Raw genomic sequence first — 16,068 nt, 5'->3', positions numbered from 1 at the left:
CTTCTTATAAAAATTGCTGTGGCTCATGGTCAATGCTGAGACGGAGCTCACTATTTTCCCGTTCTTGAGTCAAGGCCAAAACTTGGTTGAGGGTCGGCCCCAGCTCATCTTCTAAACGATATTTAATTAAAATCTGATAATGATAAAGGTTGTGGGTACGAGCAATGGGTTTGGGCGTTGGCCCAAGAATGTTACTGGTCTCTGACAAGCCTGACCGCAAAATGTTCATGACTTCATAGGCACGTTTGACCACCTCTTCTTCTTTCTTGTGAGAAAGGGTAATGCCAATCGTGAAATAGTAAGGTGGATAGCCTAGTTGTCGTCTGATTCCCATTTCATAAGCGTAAAAGCCTTCGTAATCCTGATCCTTGGCAAATCGAATAGCATAATGTTGCGGATTATAGGACTGAATCAAGACCTGACCAGCTTTTTCAGCCCGACCTGCCCGACCTGCCACCTGAGTCAAGAGCTGGAAGGTTCTCTCAGAAGAACGAAAATCAGGCAGATTCAAAGCTGTATCGGCATTTAGAACTCCTACTAGGGTCACATTTGGAAAATCCAAGCCCTTGGCAATCATCTGAGTCCCAAGCAAGATATCCGCTTCCCCTCGCCCAAACTGGTCAAGAAGAGCTTGATGACTACCTTTCTTACGGGTCGTATCCACATCCATACGTAGAATGCGAGCCTGAGGAAAAAGCTCTGCTAGCTCATCATAAGCCTTTTGAGTCCCTGTTCCATAGTAACGAATACTGCGACTCTTACAATTAGGACAGACCTGAGGAATATCCTTTGAAAAACCACAATAATGGCAGTTCATGGTCTTGGTATCCATGTGCAAGGTCAAGGAAATATCACAGTTAGGACAAGTATCCACCGTCCCACACTCCCGACACATAACAAAGCTAGAATAACCACGACGATTGAGCATGAGAACCACCTGTTCTTTTTTAGCCAGACGGTCTTGAATGGCTTCTAGCAAAGGCGGTGTAAAATTTGACGTTTCATTTTGCCCAATATAGTCCCGAAAGTCAATCACCTGAACCTCAGGAATCGTTGCCAAAGGATTGGCCCGTTGGGTCAGACGTAAGTGTTGATAAACGCCTTTTCCAGCCCTCGCACGGCTTTCTAAGCTCGGTGTCGCGGACCCGAGGACCAAAGCCGCTTGATTATACTGAGCCCGTAAAATAGCCACCTCTCTGGCATGGTAACGGGGATTGCTGTCCTGCTTATAAGTCGCTTCATGCTCCTCATCAATAATCATTACACCCAGATTTTTCAGCGGAGCAAAGATGGCCGATCTGGCGCCAACCACAACTTGGGCATCTCCACGCTCAACCTTGCGCCATTCATCATACTTTTCACCATTGGACAGGCCTGAGTGAAGAATGGCCACTTTCTCACCAAAACGAGCAATAAAACGCTCCGTCATCTGTGAAGTCAAGGAAATCTCAGGCACCAGTAAGATGGCTGTTTTCCCCTTATCCAAAGCTCCTTGGATTATTTGTAAGTAAACCTCGGTCTTCCCACTTCCTGTAATCCCTTGAAGGAGGAAGGGAGGCTGATGACTACCAATCGCACTGACAACCGCATCACGCGCCTGTCTTTGCTCTGGATTCAACTCCAAAGGCCGACTTGCCTCAATGCCTTCAAAATAAGCAGCCGAGCGTTGAACTTCCTTTTGGACTATGGTCACAGCACCTTGTTCCACAAAGAAGTTGACTTGCTCCCGCGAGTAGGATTCTAACAAACTAGCCAAGGAAGCACTCTCAGGATGAGAAAGCAAATAGTCTCTCAGTTCTAACTTTTTCTTGGCACGCGTAGAGATCTCAATTTTCTCTAACTGAGTAGCATCAACCTCATACCAAGACTGGGTCTTGACCTTCTTTTGATCAATTGCCTGATATTCTAGCCCAAGCAGGCCTTTTCTAGTCAATCGCATCATTTCAGCTTGCTTACCTAAATCTAGAGAAGAAAAGGCAAGCGAATCTTCTGAACCAAACAGACGATCTCGGTCTTCCTGACTCAGACCTGCCAGAGGATAGAGAATCTTGTCATAGCTGGAGTTCAGAAATCCAGGTAACATAGCCTTGAGGATGGAGATCTTGTAGGAGAAGACGGACTTGCGTAACTCCTCAGCCAGCCAGAGTTGTTCTTGCGTGAGAACAGGAGAAAAATCCAGTACCTCGGCTATATCTTTTAAATCTTGCTCCATCTCTTCCTCATCTGATTGGAACTCCAAACCAAGAACAATCCCTTGAATCAGGCGATTGCCCTTGCCAAAAGGCACATGAACCCGCATCCCAACTTCCAGCATTCCCTCAAATTCCTCAGGAATCCTATAACTATAGGGCTGGTCCGTCTGCATCAAGGGCACATCAACGATAATCTTGGCTATAGCCATCTTCTCACCTCCTCCTTATCAGTACATTCTTGCAATAGAAAAAATAAGATTGAGTCCCCCCAACCTTAAATTTTTTCACCATCTTCTTTTTCTTTAGCGATTTGCTCTTTGATTTTCTTTTCTTCTTCTTCTTTACGGCGTTTTTCTTCTTCGATACGGCGACGCACTGCTTCACGTTTTCCTTCTGGATCTGGGTGAATGGTTACGTTTCCTGATTCGATTTCTTCTAAAGCGCGAAGAGTTGATTTTTCAGACTTGAAACCTTGAGTTGCTGGCGCACCTGCTTCCAACTCGTGGGCACGTTTTGCTTCCAAGATTACGAGTGAATATTTTGAAGGAACCTTGTCGAGCAAGGTATCAATAGAGGGTTTTAACATCATTTGCTTGTACCTATTTTCTAAATTTTATCGGGTAGTTGGAGACTTCGGTAACATCTCCTGATAGTGACCAATAACACGATCCACACGGAAGTGCTCTGCTTCGATCACACGTTTGACACGCTCAGCAGCTAGGGGCACCTGATCGTTGACAATCGCATAATCATACTCACGCATGAGGGCAATTTCTTCCTTGGCTTTTTCGATTCGTTGGGCAATCACTTCTGCACTGTCTGTTCCACGACCTACCAAACGATCTTGCAATTCATCCAAATCTGGTGGTGTCAGGAAGATAAAGACAGCATCTGGAACCTTTTTTTTGACCTGAAGAGCACCTTGAACTTCAATTTCAAGGAAAACATCGATTCCCTTGTCCAAAGTTTCATTGACATAGGTCAGAGGAGTTCCATAGTAGTTGCCGACATATTCTGCGTATTCCAACATCTGTCCTTGACGAATCAGTTCTTCAAACTCTTCACGAGTACGGAAGAAATAGTCAACACCGTCCACTTCTCCAGGACGTTGTGCGCGTGTCGTCATCGATACAGAGTATTGAAATTGGTTTTCAGAACTCTCAAAAATCTCTCTTCTAACCGTTCCTTTTCCAACCCCTGAAGGACCAGAAAAAACGATTAGTAAGCCTCGGTCTGCCATTGTGTCTCCTTTTAGTCAGTCTGTAAAAATAAAATAAGATTTCCCTTCAGATAGTAGCATTTAGTACAAACTATCCTTCTACAGTCTTTCTATCTAGTGTAACAAAAAAGCAGTAATTTTTCAACTGCTCTTTCTTATTTATTTAGATTTATACAAGGTATTCCCTTAAAATATACTTGCCTTTTTATTCTATTTAAGAGATAATGAAACGACTAGTATAAAAAGGAGAGATTTATGCCAATTTATAAAGGAAAGAATGTTGATGAAGCGATTGAAAATGGCTTATATGAACTCAATCTCAAAAAAAATGAGGTTAAAATCAATATTATTGAAAAAGGAAATGCTGGAATATTTGGTTTTTTTGAAAAAGAAGCTGAAGTTGAAATCACACCACTGAGCCCTATGGAATTAAAATTCAAAAAATTAATTCCATATTTAACTGGTGCAGGTGTGACATTTACAATTCTTCTTTTAGTTCTATTTGGAGGAAACTCAGATAAATCAACTACTGTTTCTACTCCTTCATCTACAGAAACTAGTAGCGTTGTTGAAAAATCTGTCGAGAAAACTAGTGAATCATTCTCTACATCATCAAGTTCGACGCCTGCTTCCTCTAGTTCAACTAACACCACATCAAGCTCGACCAAAACCTCGTCAACAAGCCTATCACAAACATCTATTATCACAGTAGAAAACAATGAAGACTTTAAATCTCTGATTCAAACTAAGGATAAAAAAACAAAATCTAAATTAGTAAAAAAACTTAAAGATCAAACTACTGAATTTGATGCCTATATTGACAAAATAACTAAAAAAATAACTAAATTTGATGTCACTATATATCCTGACAACTATATCCATAATGAACAACCTATAGCAAATTTTATATTTTCAAAAAGAAAATTAACCTCTAATTCTGCTTTTAAATCATTTAACAATAAAAATTTTATAGACGGACAAAAAATACATATTCGAGCTAAAATACAGTCCTATAACGATAAACAAGATTTAATCTACTTATCACCAATTGAGATTTCACCTCGATAATATAACAAATAGTTGCAAATAATTTATTCAAAAAACTGAAGTCAGATTCTCTTCTGACCTCAGTTTTTATTATTTAGCATAATCTACTGCACGAAGCTCGCGAATCACGGTTACCTTGATATTTCCTGGGTAATCGAGATTGTTTTCAATTTTCTCACGAACTTTGTGAGCCAAGATTGTGACTTTGTCGTCCTTGATTTGTCCTGGATTGACCATGATGCGGATTTCACGTCCTGCTTGAAGGGCAAAGCTAGTTTGCACTCCTTCAAAGCCGTTAGCAATTTCTTCCAAATCATGGAGACGCTTGATATAGCTTTCAAGAGACTCACTACGAGCACCTGGACGGGCCGCACTCAAGGCATCTGCTGCAGCGACGATCACTGCAATGACGCTCTCAGCTTCAACATCTCCGTGGTGACTAGCAATTGTATTCACCACAACCGGATGTTCCTTGTACTTACGAGCCAATTCCATACCGATTTCAACGTGGCTACCTTCAACCTCGCGGTCAATGGCTTTCCCAATATCGTGAAGGAAACCAGCACGACGGGCAAGAGCCGCATTTTCACCAAGCTCGCTCGCCATGATACCAGCCAACTTAGCAACTTCAATCGAATGGCGCAAGACATTTTGTCCATATGAAGTACGGAACTGCAAACGTCCCATAATCTTCATCAAGTCCGGATGAAGGTTTGGCGCACCAATTTCATAGGCAGCAGCCTCACCGTACTCACGAATCTTATTGTCAATCTCTTGACGGTTTTTCTCAACCAACTCTTCGATGCGAGCTGGATGAATACGACCATCCTTGAGCAACATTTCCATAGTCATACGGGCAATTTCGCGACGAATTGGATCAAATCCTGACAAGGTCACCACTTCTGGTGTATCATCGATAATCACATCGACCCCTGTCAAACTTTCAAAGGTACGAATGTTACGACCTTCACGACCAATAATGCGTCCCTTCATAGTATCATCTGGGAGATGAACTGTTGAGTTTGTCGACTCCGCTACATATTCACCAGCGATACGTTGCATGGCTTGAACTAAAATATCCTTAGCCATTTTATCAGAACGTTCCTTAACCTCTTGCTCAGCTTCACGAATGCGGCTGGCAATCTCCTTTGTCAAGTTTTCCTCTGTCTGAGCCAAGATAATATCTCGTGCTTCTGCCTGCGACAGAGCACCAATACGCTCTAGTTCTGCTTCTTTTTGTCTTTCGACTTCCTCTAATTGCTCTTCACGCGCATCAAGGTTTTTCGCTCTATCAGAAATACTTTGTTCTTTTTGTTCAAGTGTTTGTTCTTTACTCGTCAAATTGTCGTCCTTACGGTCGAGGCTAGTAGCTCTCTCGGTCAAACGACTTTCGATTTGTTTGAGTTCTTGACGTTCTGATTTGAATTCAGCGTCCACTTCTTCACGGTATTTTCTGGCTTCTTCTTTGGCCTCCAATAGTGCTTCTTTTTTAAGAGACTTGCTTTCACGCTTAGCTTCATTAACAAGTAAATCTGCTTCACGCTCAGCTTGTCCACGTAAATTAGTTGCTTCTTGTTCAGCATTTAAAAGCATCAACTCCGCAGCTTCCTGAGATGATTTCATCTTAGCTGAGATGCTGACATATCCAATGACTAAACCAATGATGACGGCAAAAACAGCAATCGCAAGCGACATGATCTCCATGTTTTTACCTCATTTTATTGTTATTCCGAATGACATACATTCTTTTACATTCTACCATAAAAAAGTGATTTTCACAAACCTAAAATAGAATATGTTTTAGGGAAATTGGAGTTTATTTTACTAAAATATGTCTGTGCAATCCTTATTTCTTAGAAATAGTTGCTTAGTAGAGATTTGAGAAAAGTCTACCTTTCAGTAGACTTAGTAATGATCTTTAAAGGACAAGAAAGCCACGTTATCTCCATCCATCATATAAATCAAGCGATTTTCTGCATCAATACGACGTGACCAAGCTCCTTGGTAGTCATATTTAAGCGGTTCTGGTTTTCCTATTCCTGTAAACGGATTACGTTGAATATCCTTGATTATCTTGTTGATTCTTTTGAGTGTTTTCTTGTCTTGAGTTTGCCAGTAGCAATAATCTGCCCAGGCATCTTCTGTAAACTTGAGCAGCATTTCTTACTCCTCAATAACATGGACTTGAGTGGTTCCAGCACGAACTTGAGCCATTCCTCGCAAGACCTTGTCAGAAAGTTCCTTGTTTTGAGCGATTCTCAAAGTTTCCTGAATACTATCCCACTCACTCTTTGAAAGGACTACAATGTCCTCGTCTGGATTTTTATTGACCACCGTCAAAGGCTCAAATTCATCGTTTACCTTCTTCATGTAGTCCTTTAAATGATTTCGGAATGTTGAATAAAGAACTGCTTCCATAACCATACCTCGTTTTACCTCTTTTCCACTATTATACACGAAAAGAAAGAAATTGTCAGGAACTTGTACAAGATTTTCTTTTCTATCTATATATTCGTAAAAATTCTCAAAAAGCCTACCTTTCAGTAGACTTAGTTTGTTTCTATTCTAATGGGCACTCTTCCAAAATTCTGCTCTGCTATACTTGGTTGTCCTAGTTGGTAAATTCGGTCTGACTTTTGAGTCATGGTATCCCATGGTTCTTTGCCAATTCGGCTGACTAGATTGACCTGCGCTTTCAGAGACTTGAGGTGTTGTCTGCCTTTTTCGGTAAATCCAAGGACGTGGATACCTTCTGGCAAGTCACTTTCTCTAGCTTGCACCAAGATATAAGTCAAGAGGCGTCTGACACGCGCCTTGGTATAACGCTTGGTCGCAACCGCCTCGACTAATTCGTCAACAGACTGAGCCGTCTTGATAGTTTCCTTGATGCGCACAGCCATCTCTTGATTGACCTGATAGATGGTGGTTAGGTCTGGATTTGACAAGATTTGATAGCGGAGCAAAGGAAAATAGTCTTCCCAGCTCACCTTACTCGTCTGCTCAAATAGGGCAACAGAAGGCATAAAGCGTTCTAAGAAATCTTTGTCACTTTGATGCTGACGAAGAGCTGTCGCCGAGGCAAAGTCCACATCCTTGTCCACAGAATGGTAACCAGCGCCCTGACGCTGAATCGGATGAAGTTTGATGTTGTACCCAGCAACCGCCTTGGCATAGGCCAGAGCAAGGACATGATTGGGCGTATTGCCTGAAAAATCAAGACCCGCAAATTGCTTCCACATGGCCTGAGTTTTCTGGGGATAGGAAAGGGAATCAGGTCGATTTTCCACAAATTGCTCCATCTCAGCACCCTGCTCTGTGTATAAGTCAGCAATTTTCTGGTAATCCAGAACTTCTTCTGTCCCAAAAACCAGGCTATCAATGCCCAATCGAGCCAAGATATCCACAGCCCCTTGGCCAAAGAAATCCGCCGCCTGAACACTAACTAAAAAGGGCAATTCCACTATCAAGTCTGCGCCATTTTCCAGTGCCATCTGGGCCCTTGTCCACTTATCCACAATAGCAGGCTCGCCTCTCTGCATGAAATTCCCAGACATGGCGACAATTTTCAGCCCCTCTGCCTGATCCAGCAGGTATTTGTGGCCATTATGAAAAGGATTAAACTCCGCGATAATACCTGTGATGGTCATAGTAATCTCCCTTCCTAATGACGAAATCTACGATACCACTCAGGCAATCTCCCTCTCCAGTTAAGCCATTGTTTTTCTCCCACTGGAAGGATCTCTGCTAGTTGTTCATTACTATAATTCTTTTGTAGTTTAGGATAAGCTATCAACATAGTTGGACTATGGTATCCAGCAACCGTCATTGGCCATGTTCCGTACATTAGCATATGTCGGATATCATCCTCTGATTTTATTTCATTTACTAACATATCAAAAAGTTTCTTGGACATATCGTAAACAACTAACTCTGAAAATACGGTTCCTTCTTCCTGAACATAAAAGTATTGCCCATCTTTTTCCCAAAGCGTTCCATTTTGACGGATACGATTAAACTGCGAAACTTCTTCCCAAGAATATTTTGATCGAACCATATCAACCTCCTACTTCTGCACCACAAAAAACCAACGAGTGCTTGTTTCTGTTGGCTCTTTGTCTTCAAAGTCCGCATAGAGTTTGAAGGACTTGAAACCGGCCTGTTCCAGCAAAATATCATAGGTCAGAACCTCATAAGTCCGCTCCTCATGCACTTCATCGTGGCGACTAAAGGAACCGTCCGCTTCCTTTAGAAAGAAGGTCAACTCATGGACGATGGAGTGAGGTGCAGCGTCCTCATAGGTATCCCAGAGCATGGCAAAATCTTCTGCATTCTCATGGTAGGAATAGCCTGGAAAGACCTCATCTGTCTGGTAGATTGAATGCACATCAAAGATGAAAACGCCAGCTTCGTTAAGGGCATTATAGACTTCCTTAAAAACATCCCCTACTTCCACCTCATCCTGCATGTAGCAGATAGAGTCCGAATAACATGTGACAAAGTCATATTTACCTGCCTTGGACAAATCCAGCATATTGCCTTCAATAAAATCAATCTTTTGCTTGGCTGAAGCCGCTCTCTTCTTAGCAATCTTCAACATATCCGCGCTCAAGTCAAGTCCAGTCACATCAAAGCCAGCTTGAGAAAAGCGGACAGACTGGATACCTGTCCCACAAGCCAATTCCAAGAGTTTCTTTCTCTCCTTAGTCTTAGGCAAATGACGCAGAGAAAAATCCATCCATTTATCGTATAAACTGTCATCCATCACAGCATCGTAAACAGCCGCAAAGGTTTCATAAGTCGCCATAATCATGATACCAAGAGCCTCCATGGCAAACACCACTCGCCCTTTACCTTTCAATCAATTTTTTCTAAAATAAGCAAAGAAACCCAGTTGACTGCAACTGAGTTCGTCTTCTAAGCAAGAGCTTCTGAAATATCTACTGAATTTGCCTCATGCCATAGCTTTTCTAAGTTATAGTGGGCACGCATTTCTTCTGAAAAGACATGCACGACAACAGCGCCGAGGTCTAGTAGAACCCAACCTCCAGCTGCATCTCCTTCGACATGACTGCCTTTAAAGCCTGCATCGGCTACTTTTTCACGGATATTATCAGCGATAGCGTCCAACTGACGGCTATTCATTGAACTAGTAATAACAAAGTAGTCAGTCACGCTGGTCAAATCTTGGACATCAAGTGCGAGGATATCCTCTGCACGTTTCTCATCAGCCGCTTTCACGACTAGTTCTAGTAATTCTTTTTCGTTCATTTAGTCCTCTTTCAAATAGTGCACAAAGGCGTTATAGGTTTCAAGGGTTTGGGGATAGATGGGGAATCCCTGATGAGCTAGATGCTCCACGGTACGAGTTGTTTCGTAGGCCACTGCCTTATTGAGCGATAGCTCAGCAATTTCACGCGCCACATCCACTCCTGGAAAGGCACGGTTATGCTCGATATAGTCTGCAACGTAGATGACTTTATCTAGGTCTGTCATCTGACCAGCCCCGACTGTATGAATTTCAATAGCTCGCAGGATTTCTGAATCATGCAAATCTAAATCTTCCTGAATCTTGTAGATGCCGACCATGCCATGCCAGACATTATTGCCCCAGTTTTTGAGGTCAGGGTCTAGCTGATAACGGTCAATCAAATCCAGAAATTCCTGATCTGACAGCTTTTTAGCATAGTCATGAAGGAGCCCTGCTAGACCTGCTTTCTCAGCATCGACTCCAAATCTCTCGGCTAGCTCTATGGCTGCACTCTCTACACCTAGACAATGGGTTAAACGTTTTTCAGGTAGAAGCTCTGCCATTTTTTCCAACAAAGCCTCACGAGAGCAGTTGATATAGTCTTGATATACCATCAGTAGAGCCCCTCCTTCTCGATGTAGTCTAGCACAGGCTGAGGTAGGAGAAAATTGGGTTTCCGACCTTGAGCAATGAAGTCACGCACCATGCTGGACGAGATATCCATGAGAGGCACATCCACCCAGATAACTGGATAGGAAGTCCCAGCCTTGTAGCGTGGACGCTGAACCCCCACAAACTGAACCATGTCAACCAGCTCATCAATTCGGTACCATTTAGGCAGATAGTCCACCATATCAGCTCCGATAATGAAGTAATAATCCGTATCAGGATGTTGCTCTGTCAAGATTTTCATGGTGTCGTAGGTGTAGGAAATCCCCTTGCGCTCCAACTCGATGGTTTCAATGGCTAGGCCTTCAATTCCCTCAATCGCCAATTCAAGCATATTGAGACGATGGTGCTCAGGAATAGTTTCCTTTTTATCTACATGAGGAGGTTGGTATTCGGGCATAAGCAAAACCTGGTCCAGTCCCAACTGCTGGCGTACTTGGTCCGCAACAATGAGATGGGCATTGTGAACAGGGTTAAAATTCCCCCCTAAAATCCCGACTTGTTTGCGTTTTTTCTCCTTGATTTCTGGCTCCAACTCTACCTTGGTAAAGGGAGTCAATAATTCGATTGCCATAGGCTAGTCTCCTTTATTTCTCTGTAAAAACAGTTGTTTGGAGTAGTTTTTCTATATTTCTTTGACTTTTTTAGAAATCTTGCGATTCTCTTTCTTGCTAGACTGTTTAAACAAAATCAAGATGCGTCCGATTTTTTGGACTGTATCCACACCGATTTCTTCTTCCAAGATTTCAGCTACTTCGTGGATGTTTTCATCTGTGTTTTGTAAGAGCGTTACTTTAATCAATTCACGAGCATCAAGAGCTTGGCGGACGCTGGTTTTGATTTGGTCGTTAAGTCCATTTTTTCCGATTTGGATGATGGGTTTGAGGGTATGTGCCTGGCTGTTGAGGAAGGCACGTTGTTTTGATGTTAATGACATAATTTTCTTCCTTGTTTTTTGATAGTTATTTTAGGTGGTGAGGGACGGTCGGAACTAATTTTCCAAAGATCTCATCTTTGAAAAATGGATTTCCTGACCTCACAATTGAGCCTTGGTCTCAATTGTGCCCCTTGCCAATCTACAGATTGGCAAGACACCACGGCAATAACTATCGCTATATGAGCTCACTTTGTTCGCTCAGCGATTTTGTTTTAAATAATTGCTTTTCGTGTGACGACTGCAACGCCTTCTGGTGCCCAGACGGCGACTTTGGCGGTGCCTGTTACGCGAATCCAGCCGAGTCCTGAAATCACTAGGTCTGTCTTATCCTTGATGGTAAAGACATGTTGGACTAGTTTTGGAAAATCTTCTTTTTCCTTGCTATTTGGTGGTGTCAAAAGAGTTCCAAGGTGCTTACCATAAAATTCACTAGCTCCTTCTAGTTTGGTACGATGGAGTTTGAGTTCATTGTCAAAGAAGGCTGTGAAACCTTGCTTTTCTCCTGATATGAAGTCAAATCGTCCCAAGCCACCTAAAAACAGGGTTTGTTCAGAATTAAGCTGATAGGTTTTGGGCTTGATTTCCTTTTTAGGGCTGACATACTTGAGGTTTTTAGCAGTCAAATAATGAGCCATCTGGTGGCGGTGGATAATTCCCGGCGTATCGTAAATATAAGATCCGTCATCAAGTGGAATCTCAATCTTGTCCAAGGTTGTCCCTGGGAAACGCGAAGTCGTGATGACATTCTGGTCACCCGTGATTTCTTGGATAATGGCATTGATGAGAGTTGATTTTCCAACGTTGGTTACACCAACCACATAGACATCGCGCCCCTTACGATAGTGCTCGATTTTGTCAATGACTTCCTTAATGGCATGTTTGTTTTGTGCCGAAGTTAGGACGACATCGACTGGACGAAGGCCTTCTTCGTGGGCACGTTCCATGAGCCACTGGCTAATCTTGCCTGGTTTAACAGACTTGGGCAAGATATCTTTTTTATTTCCCACCAAGAGGACATCATTGCCTGAGACAAAACGTGGCAAGCCTGGGATGACAGAGCCATTGAAATCAAAGATATCAATGACATTGACCACCAAGGCATCACTGTCTCCCACCTCGTGCAAGAGCTTGAGGAAATCATCGTCCGTCAACTGGACATCCGTGATTTCATTGTAGTGGCGGAGACGGAAACAGCGTTGGCAATAGACTTCGCCAGTCTCCAAGCCTTTTTCAAGTGCTGACTGAGGAGTAAATCCAAGTCCAGCCTTGTCTGTCGTCTGAATGGTTGATCCACAACCAATACAGAGAATTTCTTCCATAGTTAAATTCCTTTTTTATATGTAATCGGTCCGTACTTTTCAGTGATTTTTCGCATGACACGACGCTCACGAGCTCGGTTAATCTGAGTTTTGATCGAGTCATGTTGGACCAAGGGTTTGACTAAAATCGAGCGAATGCCAGCACGGTGGGCTGCTCGAATATCTGTCATGAGCTGGTCGCCAACCATGACCACTTCACTTTTCTCATAGTGGAATTCCTTCATGGCACGGTCAATCCCAAATGTGAAGGGCTTCAAGGCCCAATAAACGTAATCAATCCCAAATTTTTCAACTGCTCGTTGAACTCGTTTTTTGGTGTTATTTGAGACCACAATGATGCGAATACCCGCGTCACGGAGATCATGTAGCCATTGCTTCATCTCTGGCGTCCCATCAGGGTTGTTCCAAGCAATGAGGGTATTGTCCAAATCGACCAAAACAGCCTTGATTCCCTGCGCCTGCAGGCTTGGGACTGTCAGATCATAGACTGCTTCCACAGCAAAATCTGGCATATAATTTTCAATCGCCATTCTGGCTCCTTTTCTTAACTTTTTTTCGCAATTTTCCTTAGTAATAATGACAGGATAATCCACAAACCTGCACTGGCCAAGCTGATGTAGAGCCAAGCATGGGGCTCATCTGTTAAAGGTAGGGGAACATTCATTCCAAAAAAGCCTGTTACGACTGCCAAAACAGCTAGCAAGACTGAAATGATGGTCAAGGTTGTCAAATTATCATTCAGATTATTGTTTAGGATGTTGTTGTAAGATGCTGATAGTTGTTGGAGAACTTGAGAAATCAAGTCTGTCATGGACACCAACTGATGAGCTTCAATCATGGCATCATCAAACTGCTCTCTCTCAATCTCATTAAAACTGCGATAAAGGGCATGCCCTTGGATATGTTCCAGCAACATGCGATTTTGCTTAGCAGCCGCAGTAAGATAAACCATACCGGTCTCCAAGTCAGACAAGGCAAAGAGATTTTTCTTGGTCGTCCGCTGACGCAAGAGACCATTGACCTCATCCTTACTCTTGTCCATCTGCTCGATGACAGGATAGTAGGCATTGCTGATGATTTCCAGACTGGCAAAGAGAAACTTGTAAATCGAAAGCGTGTCATGACTCTCCAGATAACGAGTCATCTGTTCAATGACATAGGCATTCTTGGTATTACTAATGGTAATCAGACGACGATGTTCCACGATAAAGGTCATAGGAAAGGCTTCGTAGTATTCCTTGTCCTTTTTCAAGTTCAAGACATTGTAGATAAAGGTCACAGTCCCATTTTCACGGTGATAATCCATGTGGGCTCGCTCATTCCTATCCAGTGCGTACTCAATGGTTTCCTTGTCCAAACCGTAGATTTCTGAAAGATCTTCTAGTTTTTTCAACTTGTCCAAATCTAGGTTAATCCAGGCACAGCCATTGCCCAACCGTTTTTCTAAAAACATCTTCTCTCCTTTACCAAACTCTTTCTATTGTACCATAAATCTGCTAAAATTTCAGGCCTGGTCTGTCCGAGAGAAATTGCTGACGACGGTGATATTGCGATTAGGAACGAAGTGTAGAACCTGGTCTTCTCCTCGGAGTTGTGTTGTTCGAATGCCAACGCTGACGACCTTGCCCGATACAGTAATGGGGCCATTTGTCAAAACAACCTCATCTCCCACATCCAGTTGCCGTTCAAAGAGGATGAAAAAGCCATTGATAACATCAGACAGAAAGCCTTGAGCTCCCATCCCAATAGCCACCCCAGCAATCCCAGCCCCAGCCAGCAAACTAGAAACAGGTAAACCTAAAATAGATAAGATACAATAAAGCAAAAAGAAATAAAGGGTATAATTAAACACATTCTCTAATAAACGTGAGATGGTTTTCTGACGCCCGACATCGTGGCGAGACATTTTTAAAGAAGGTTTAACAATTCTCTGCACCATGGTATGGAGCATTTTCTTAGCTATGTAGAATAGCAAAAATAGAAATAACAGAGAAATTAACTTGGTTAAGATATTCTCAATAATCGTTGTTATATCAAGCTTGTTGAGGTAGGTTTGAATAAATTCTTTCATAGAAAACTCCTTTCATTTATTATACCATACTTTCACAAGTGATGAATCTCCATAAATATTCAAAAATAATAGCCAAAATAGACAGAAAATTCTTGATTTTAGTTCATATTTATACTATAATCATAAACATTACACAACAAAGGAGATTATTATGAAAAAAATCATTCATGCTTGGAATAAATCAAGCCTAATCAAACGAATTTTGATTGGTATGATTATTGGAGGAACCCTAGGACTGACACTTCCTAACATTTCAGGAATTGGCCTGCTCGGAGATCTCTTTGTTGGTGGCCTCAAAGCCATCGCACCGATTCTAGTCTTTGCCCTCGTTGCCAATGCCCTTTCCCAACATAAAAAGGGGCAAGATAGTAATATGAAAACGGTTATCTTCCTTTACTTGGTAGGTACCTTTGCTGCTGCTCTTGTTGCTGTCTTAGCAAGCTTTATTGTCCCTGTTGAGATTACCTTAAATAGTGCCAATACAGAAATTGCACCACCAGATGGGATTGGACAGGTCCTCAGCAATCTCTTACTTAAACTCGTCGACAATCCAGTCAATGCCCTTGTCACTGCCAACTACATCGGTATCCTATCTTGGGCAGTGATTTTCGGGATTGCTATGAGAGAAGCCAGCAAAAATAGTAAAGAATTGTTGAATACCATAGCTGATGTGACTTCTAAAATTGTCGAATGGATCATTAACCTAGCTCCATTTGGGATTCTTGGTCTTGTCTTCAAAACTATTTCCGATAAAGGAATCGGCAGTCTCGCAAACTACGGTATTTTACTAGGACTATTGGTGACAACCATGTTCTTTGTAGCCCTAGTAGTCAATCCATTGATTGCCTTCCTCTTTATGAAGAGAAATCCTTATCCCCTCGTCTGGAAATGTTTGCGTGTTAGCGGTGTGACAGCCTTCTTCACTCGTAGTTCTGCGGCGAACATCCCTGTCAACATGAAACTTTGTCACGACCTTGGACTGGATCCAGATACCTATTCTGTTTCTATCCCACTTGGTTCTACTATCAACATGGCGGGGGCAGCGATTACTATTAACGTTTTGACCCTTGCTGCAGTAAATACTCTTGGAATCCCTGTTGACTTTGCGACAGCCTTTGTCCTCAGTGTAGTAGCAGCTATCTCAGCCTGTGGTGCTTCTGGTATTGCGGGAGGTTCCCTCCTTCTTATCCCAGTTGCTTGTAGCCTTTTCGGTATTTCTAACGATATTGCTATGCAAGTTGTCGGAGTTGGTTTTGTGATTGGGGTCATCCAAGACTCATGTGAAACAGCCCTCAACTCTTCTACAGACGTCCTCTTTACTGCCGTTGCCGAATACGCAGCAGCCCGTAAAAAATAATCTATAAAG

General features: G+C 42.5%; 19 protein-coding genes. 2 read left to right on the top strand and 17 right to left on the bottom strand.

What is annotated here, in order from left to right:
• Positions 1-4: 4 nt before the first annotated feature.
• From B7696_RS06920 to gmk, 3 genes are all read right to left on the bottom strand, one after another.
• Positions 5-2,401: a primosomal protein N' gene (locus B7696_RS06920; protein ID WP_084862930.1), complete on the bottom strand. Its 2,397-nt coding sequence runs from the start codon at positions 2,399-2,401 to the stop codon at positions 5-7.
• A 65-nt stretch (positions 2,402-2,466) separates the two neighbouring features.
• Positions 2,467-2,781 carry a DNA-directed RNA polymerase subunit omega gene (gene rpoZ / locus B7696_RS06915; protein WP_000979235.1) on the bottom strand — a complete coding sequence of 105 codons (315 nt, stop codon included), beginning with the start codon at positions 2,779-2,781 and terminating at the stop codon, positions 2,467-2,469.
• Between the two features lie 24 nt (positions 2,782-2,805).
• The gene (gene gmk, locus B7696_RS06910) at positions 2,806-3,432 is read right to left on the bottom strand and encodes a guanylate kinase (protein ID WP_000775041.1); all 627 of its coding nucleotides are present in this window, start codon (positions 3,430-3,432) and stop codon (positions 2,806-2,808) included.
• A gap of 234 nt (positions 3,433-3,666) precedes the next feature.
• Between gmk and B7696_RS06905 the strand changes: the two genes are divergently transcribed.
• A complete protein-coding gene (locus tag B7696_RS06905; RefSeq protein ID WP_084862929.1) occupies positions 3,667-4,479 on the top strand; it encodes a DUF4839 domain-containing protein in 813 nt (270 codons plus the stop codon).
• A 69-nt stretch (positions 4,480-4,548) separates the two neighbouring features.
• On the opposite strand, the gene B7696_RS06900 is transcribed toward B7696_RS06905, so the two are convergent.
• The 14 genes from B7696_RS06900 to B7696_RS06835 form a co-directional block, all read right to left on the bottom strand.
• Positions 4,549-6,162, bottom strand: coding sequence for a ribonuclease Y (locus B7696_RS06900; protein WP_000404936.1), 1,614 nt, complete (start codon positions 6,160-6,162; stop codon positions 4,549-4,551).
• A 201-nt stretch (positions 6,163-6,363) separates the two neighbouring features.
• Positions 6,364-6,618, bottom strand: coding sequence for a Txe/YoeB family addiction module toxin (locus tag B7696_RS06895; protein WP_084862927.1), 255 nt, complete (start codon positions 6,616-6,618; stop codon positions 6,364-6,366).
• A gap of 3 nt (positions 6,619-6,621) precedes the next feature.
• Positions 6,622-6,876 carry a type II toxin-antitoxin system Phd/YefM family antitoxin gene (locus B7696_RS06890; RefSeq protein WP_192856296.1) on the bottom strand — a complete coding sequence of 85 codons (255 nt, stop codon included), beginning with the start codon at positions 6,874-6,876 and terminating at the stop codon, positions 6,622-6,624.
• Positions 6,877-7,007: 131 nt separating this feature from the next.
• On the bottom strand, positions 7,008-8,105 hold the full coding sequence (locus tag B7696_RS06885; RefSeq protein ID WP_084862924.1) for a nucleotidyltransferase: 1,098 nt from the start codon (positions 8,103-8,105) through the stop codon (positions 7,008-7,010).
• A gap of 14 nt (positions 8,106-8,119) precedes the next feature.
• Positions 8,120-8,512, bottom strand: coding sequence for a hypothetical protein (locus B7696_RS06880; protein ID WP_084862922.1), 393 nt, complete (start codon positions 8,510-8,512; stop codon positions 8,120-8,122).
• A gap of 9 nt (positions 8,513-8,521) precedes the next feature.
• Entirely contained in the window at positions 8,522-9,262 is a 741-nt protein-coding gene (locus B7696_RS06875; RefSeq protein ID WP_282186196.1) for a class I SAM-dependent DNA methyltransferase, read from the bottom strand.
• 110 nt (positions 9,263-9,372) lie between these two features.
• Positions 9,373-9,726 (bottom strand): ribosome silencing factor, encoded by a 354-nt coding sequence (rsfS, locus tag B7696_RS06870; protein ID WP_084862921.1) that lies wholly within the window; start codon positions 9,724-9,726, stop codon positions 9,373-9,375.
• Positions 9,727-10,320 (bottom strand): bis(5'-nucleosyl)-tetraphosphatase (symmetrical) YqeK, encoded by a 594-nt coding sequence (gene yqeK / locus B7696_RS06865; RefSeq protein WP_084862919.1) that lies wholly within the window; start codon positions 10,318-10,320, stop codon positions 9,727-9,729.
• A complete protein-coding gene (locus tag B7696_RS06860; RefSeq protein ID WP_084862918.1) occupies positions 10,320-10,949 on the bottom strand; it encodes a nicotinate-nucleotide adenylyltransferase in 630 nt (209 codons plus the stop codon). The genes yqeK and B7696_RS06860 overlap by 1 nt, the downstream gene beginning before the upstream one ends.
• A 51-nt stretch (positions 10,950-11,000) precedes the next feature.
• Positions 11,001-11,312, bottom strand: coding sequence for a ribosome assembly RNA-binding protein YhbY (gene yhbY / locus B7696_RS06855; protein WP_000060169.1), 312 nt, complete (start codon positions 11,310-11,312; stop codon positions 11,001-11,003).
• A gap of 212 nt (positions 11,313-11,524) precedes the next feature.
• Positions 11,525-12,631, bottom strand: a complete 1,107-nt coding sequence (gene yqeH, locus B7696_RS06850) for a ribosome biogenesis GTPase YqeH (protein ID WP_084862916.1) — start codon at positions 12,629-12,631, stop codon at positions 11,525-11,527.
• A gap of 2 nt (positions 12,632-12,633) precedes the next feature.
• Entirely contained in the window at positions 12,634-13,161 is a 528-nt protein-coding gene (locus B7696_RS06845) for a YqeG family HAD IIIA-type phosphatase (protein ID WP_000963748.1), read from the bottom strand.
• 14 nt (positions 13,162-13,175) lie between these two features.
• Positions 13,176-14,084, bottom strand: a complete 909-nt coding sequence (locus tag B7696_RS06840; RefSeq protein ID WP_084862913.1) for a magnesium transporter CorA family protein — start codon at positions 14,082-14,084, stop codon at positions 13,176-13,178.
• 51 nt (positions 14,085-14,135) lie between these two features.
• Positions 14,136-14,702: a mechanosensitive ion channel family protein gene (locus B7696_RS06835; protein ID WP_084862911.1), complete on the bottom strand. Its 567-nt coding sequence runs from the start codon at positions 14,700-14,702 to the stop codon at positions 14,136-14,138.
• Between the two features lie 151 nt (positions 14,703-14,853).
• Here B7696_RS06835 and sstT point away from each other — a divergent pair, with 151 nt between their 5' ends.
• On the top strand, positions 14,854-16,059 hold the full coding sequence (sstT, locus tag B7696_RS06830) for a serine/threonine transporter SstT (RefSeq protein ID WP_084862909.1): 1,206 nt from the start codon (positions 14,854-14,856) through the stop codon (positions 16,057-16,059).
• The last annotated feature ends 9 nt before the right edge of the window (positions 16,060-16,068 follow it).

This window comes from Streptococcus mitis (genome assembly GCF_002096815.1).
GTDB classification, from domain to species: domain Bacteria; phylum Bacillota; class Bacilli; order Lactobacillales; family Streptococcaceae; genus Streptococcus; species Streptococcus mitis_AD.
This window is presented reverse-complemented; position numbering and strand designations above follow the sequence as displayed.

Excerpts from the sequence above, each read along its gene's own strand:
- B7696_RS06890 (WP_192856296.1), bottom strand. The coding sequence starts at position 6,876 with ATGGAAGCAGTTCTTTATTCAACATTCCGAAATCATTTAAAGGACTAC.
- B7696_RS06875 (WP_282186196.1), bottom strand. The coding sequence starts at position 9,262 with ATGGCGACTTATGAAACCTTTGCGGCTGTTTACGATGCTGTGATGGAT.
- sstT (WP_084862909.1), top strand. The coding sequence starts at position 14,854 with ATGAAAAAAATCATTCATGCTTGGAATAAATCAAGCCTAATCAAACGA.
- B7696_RS06845 (WP_000963748.1), bottom strand. The coding sequence starts at position 13,161 with ATGGCGATTGAAAATTATATGCCAGATTTTGCTGTGGAAGCAGTCTAT.
- B7696_RS06840 (WP_084862913.1), bottom strand. The coding sequence starts at position 14,084 with ATGTTTTTAGAAAAACGGTTGGGCAATGGCTGTGCCTGGATTAACCTA.
- B7696_RS06900 (WP_000404936.1), bottom strand. The coding sequence starts at position 6,162 with ATGGAGATCATGTCGCTTGCGATTGCTGTTTTTGCCGTCATCATTGGT.
- yqeK (WP_084862919.1), bottom strand. The coding sequence starts at position 10,320 with ATGGTATATCAAGACTATATCAACTGCTCTCGTGAGGCTTTGTTGGAA.
- rpoZ (WP_000979235.1), bottom strand. The coding sequence starts at position 2,781 with ATGATGTTAAAACCCTCTATTGATACCTTGCTCGACAAGGTTCCTTCA.
- B7696_RS06880 (WP_084862922.1), bottom strand. The coding sequence starts at position 8,512 with ATGGTTCGATCAAAATATTCTTGGGAAGAAGTTTCGCAGTTTAATCGT.
- B7696_RS06835 (WP_084862911.1), bottom strand. The coding sequence starts at position 14,702 with ATGAAAGAATTTATTCAAACCTACCTCAACAAGCTTGATATAACAACG.
- B7696_RS06860 (WP_084862918.1), bottom strand. The coding sequence starts at position 10,949 with ATGGCAATCGAATTATTGACTCCCTTTACCAAGGTAGAGTTGGAGCCA.
- gmk (WP_000775041.1), bottom strand. The coding sequence starts at position 3,432 with ATGGCAGACCGAGGCTTACTAATCGTTTTTTCTGGTCCTTCAGGGGTT.
- B7696_RS06895 (WP_084862927.1), bottom strand. The coding sequence starts at position 6,618 with ATGCTGCTCAAGTTTACAGAAGATGCCTGGGCAGATTATTGCTACTGG.
- B7696_RS06920 (WP_084862930.1), bottom strand. The coding sequence starts at position 2,401 with ATGGCTATAGCCAAGATTATCGTTGATGTGCCCTTGATGCAGACGGAC.
- yqeH (WP_084862916.1), bottom strand. The coding sequence starts at position 12,631 with ATGGAAGAAATTCTCTGTATTGGTTGTGGATCAACCATTCAGACGACA.
- B7696_RS06885 (WP_084862924.1), bottom strand. The coding sequence starts at position 8,105 with ATGACCATCACAGGTATTATCGCGGAGTTTAATCCTTTTCATAATGGC.
- rsfS (WP_084862921.1), bottom strand. The coding sequence starts at position 9,726 with ATGAACGAAAAAGAATTACTAGAACTAGTCGTGAAAGCGGCTGATGAG.
- B7696_RS06905 (WP_084862929.1), top strand. The coding sequence starts at position 3,667 with ATGCCAATTTATAAAGGAAAGAATGTTGATGAAGCGATTGAAAATGGC.
- yhbY (WP_000060169.1), bottom strand. The coding sequence starts at position 11,312 with ATGTCATTAACATCAAAACAACGTGCCTTCCTCAACAGCCAGGCACAT.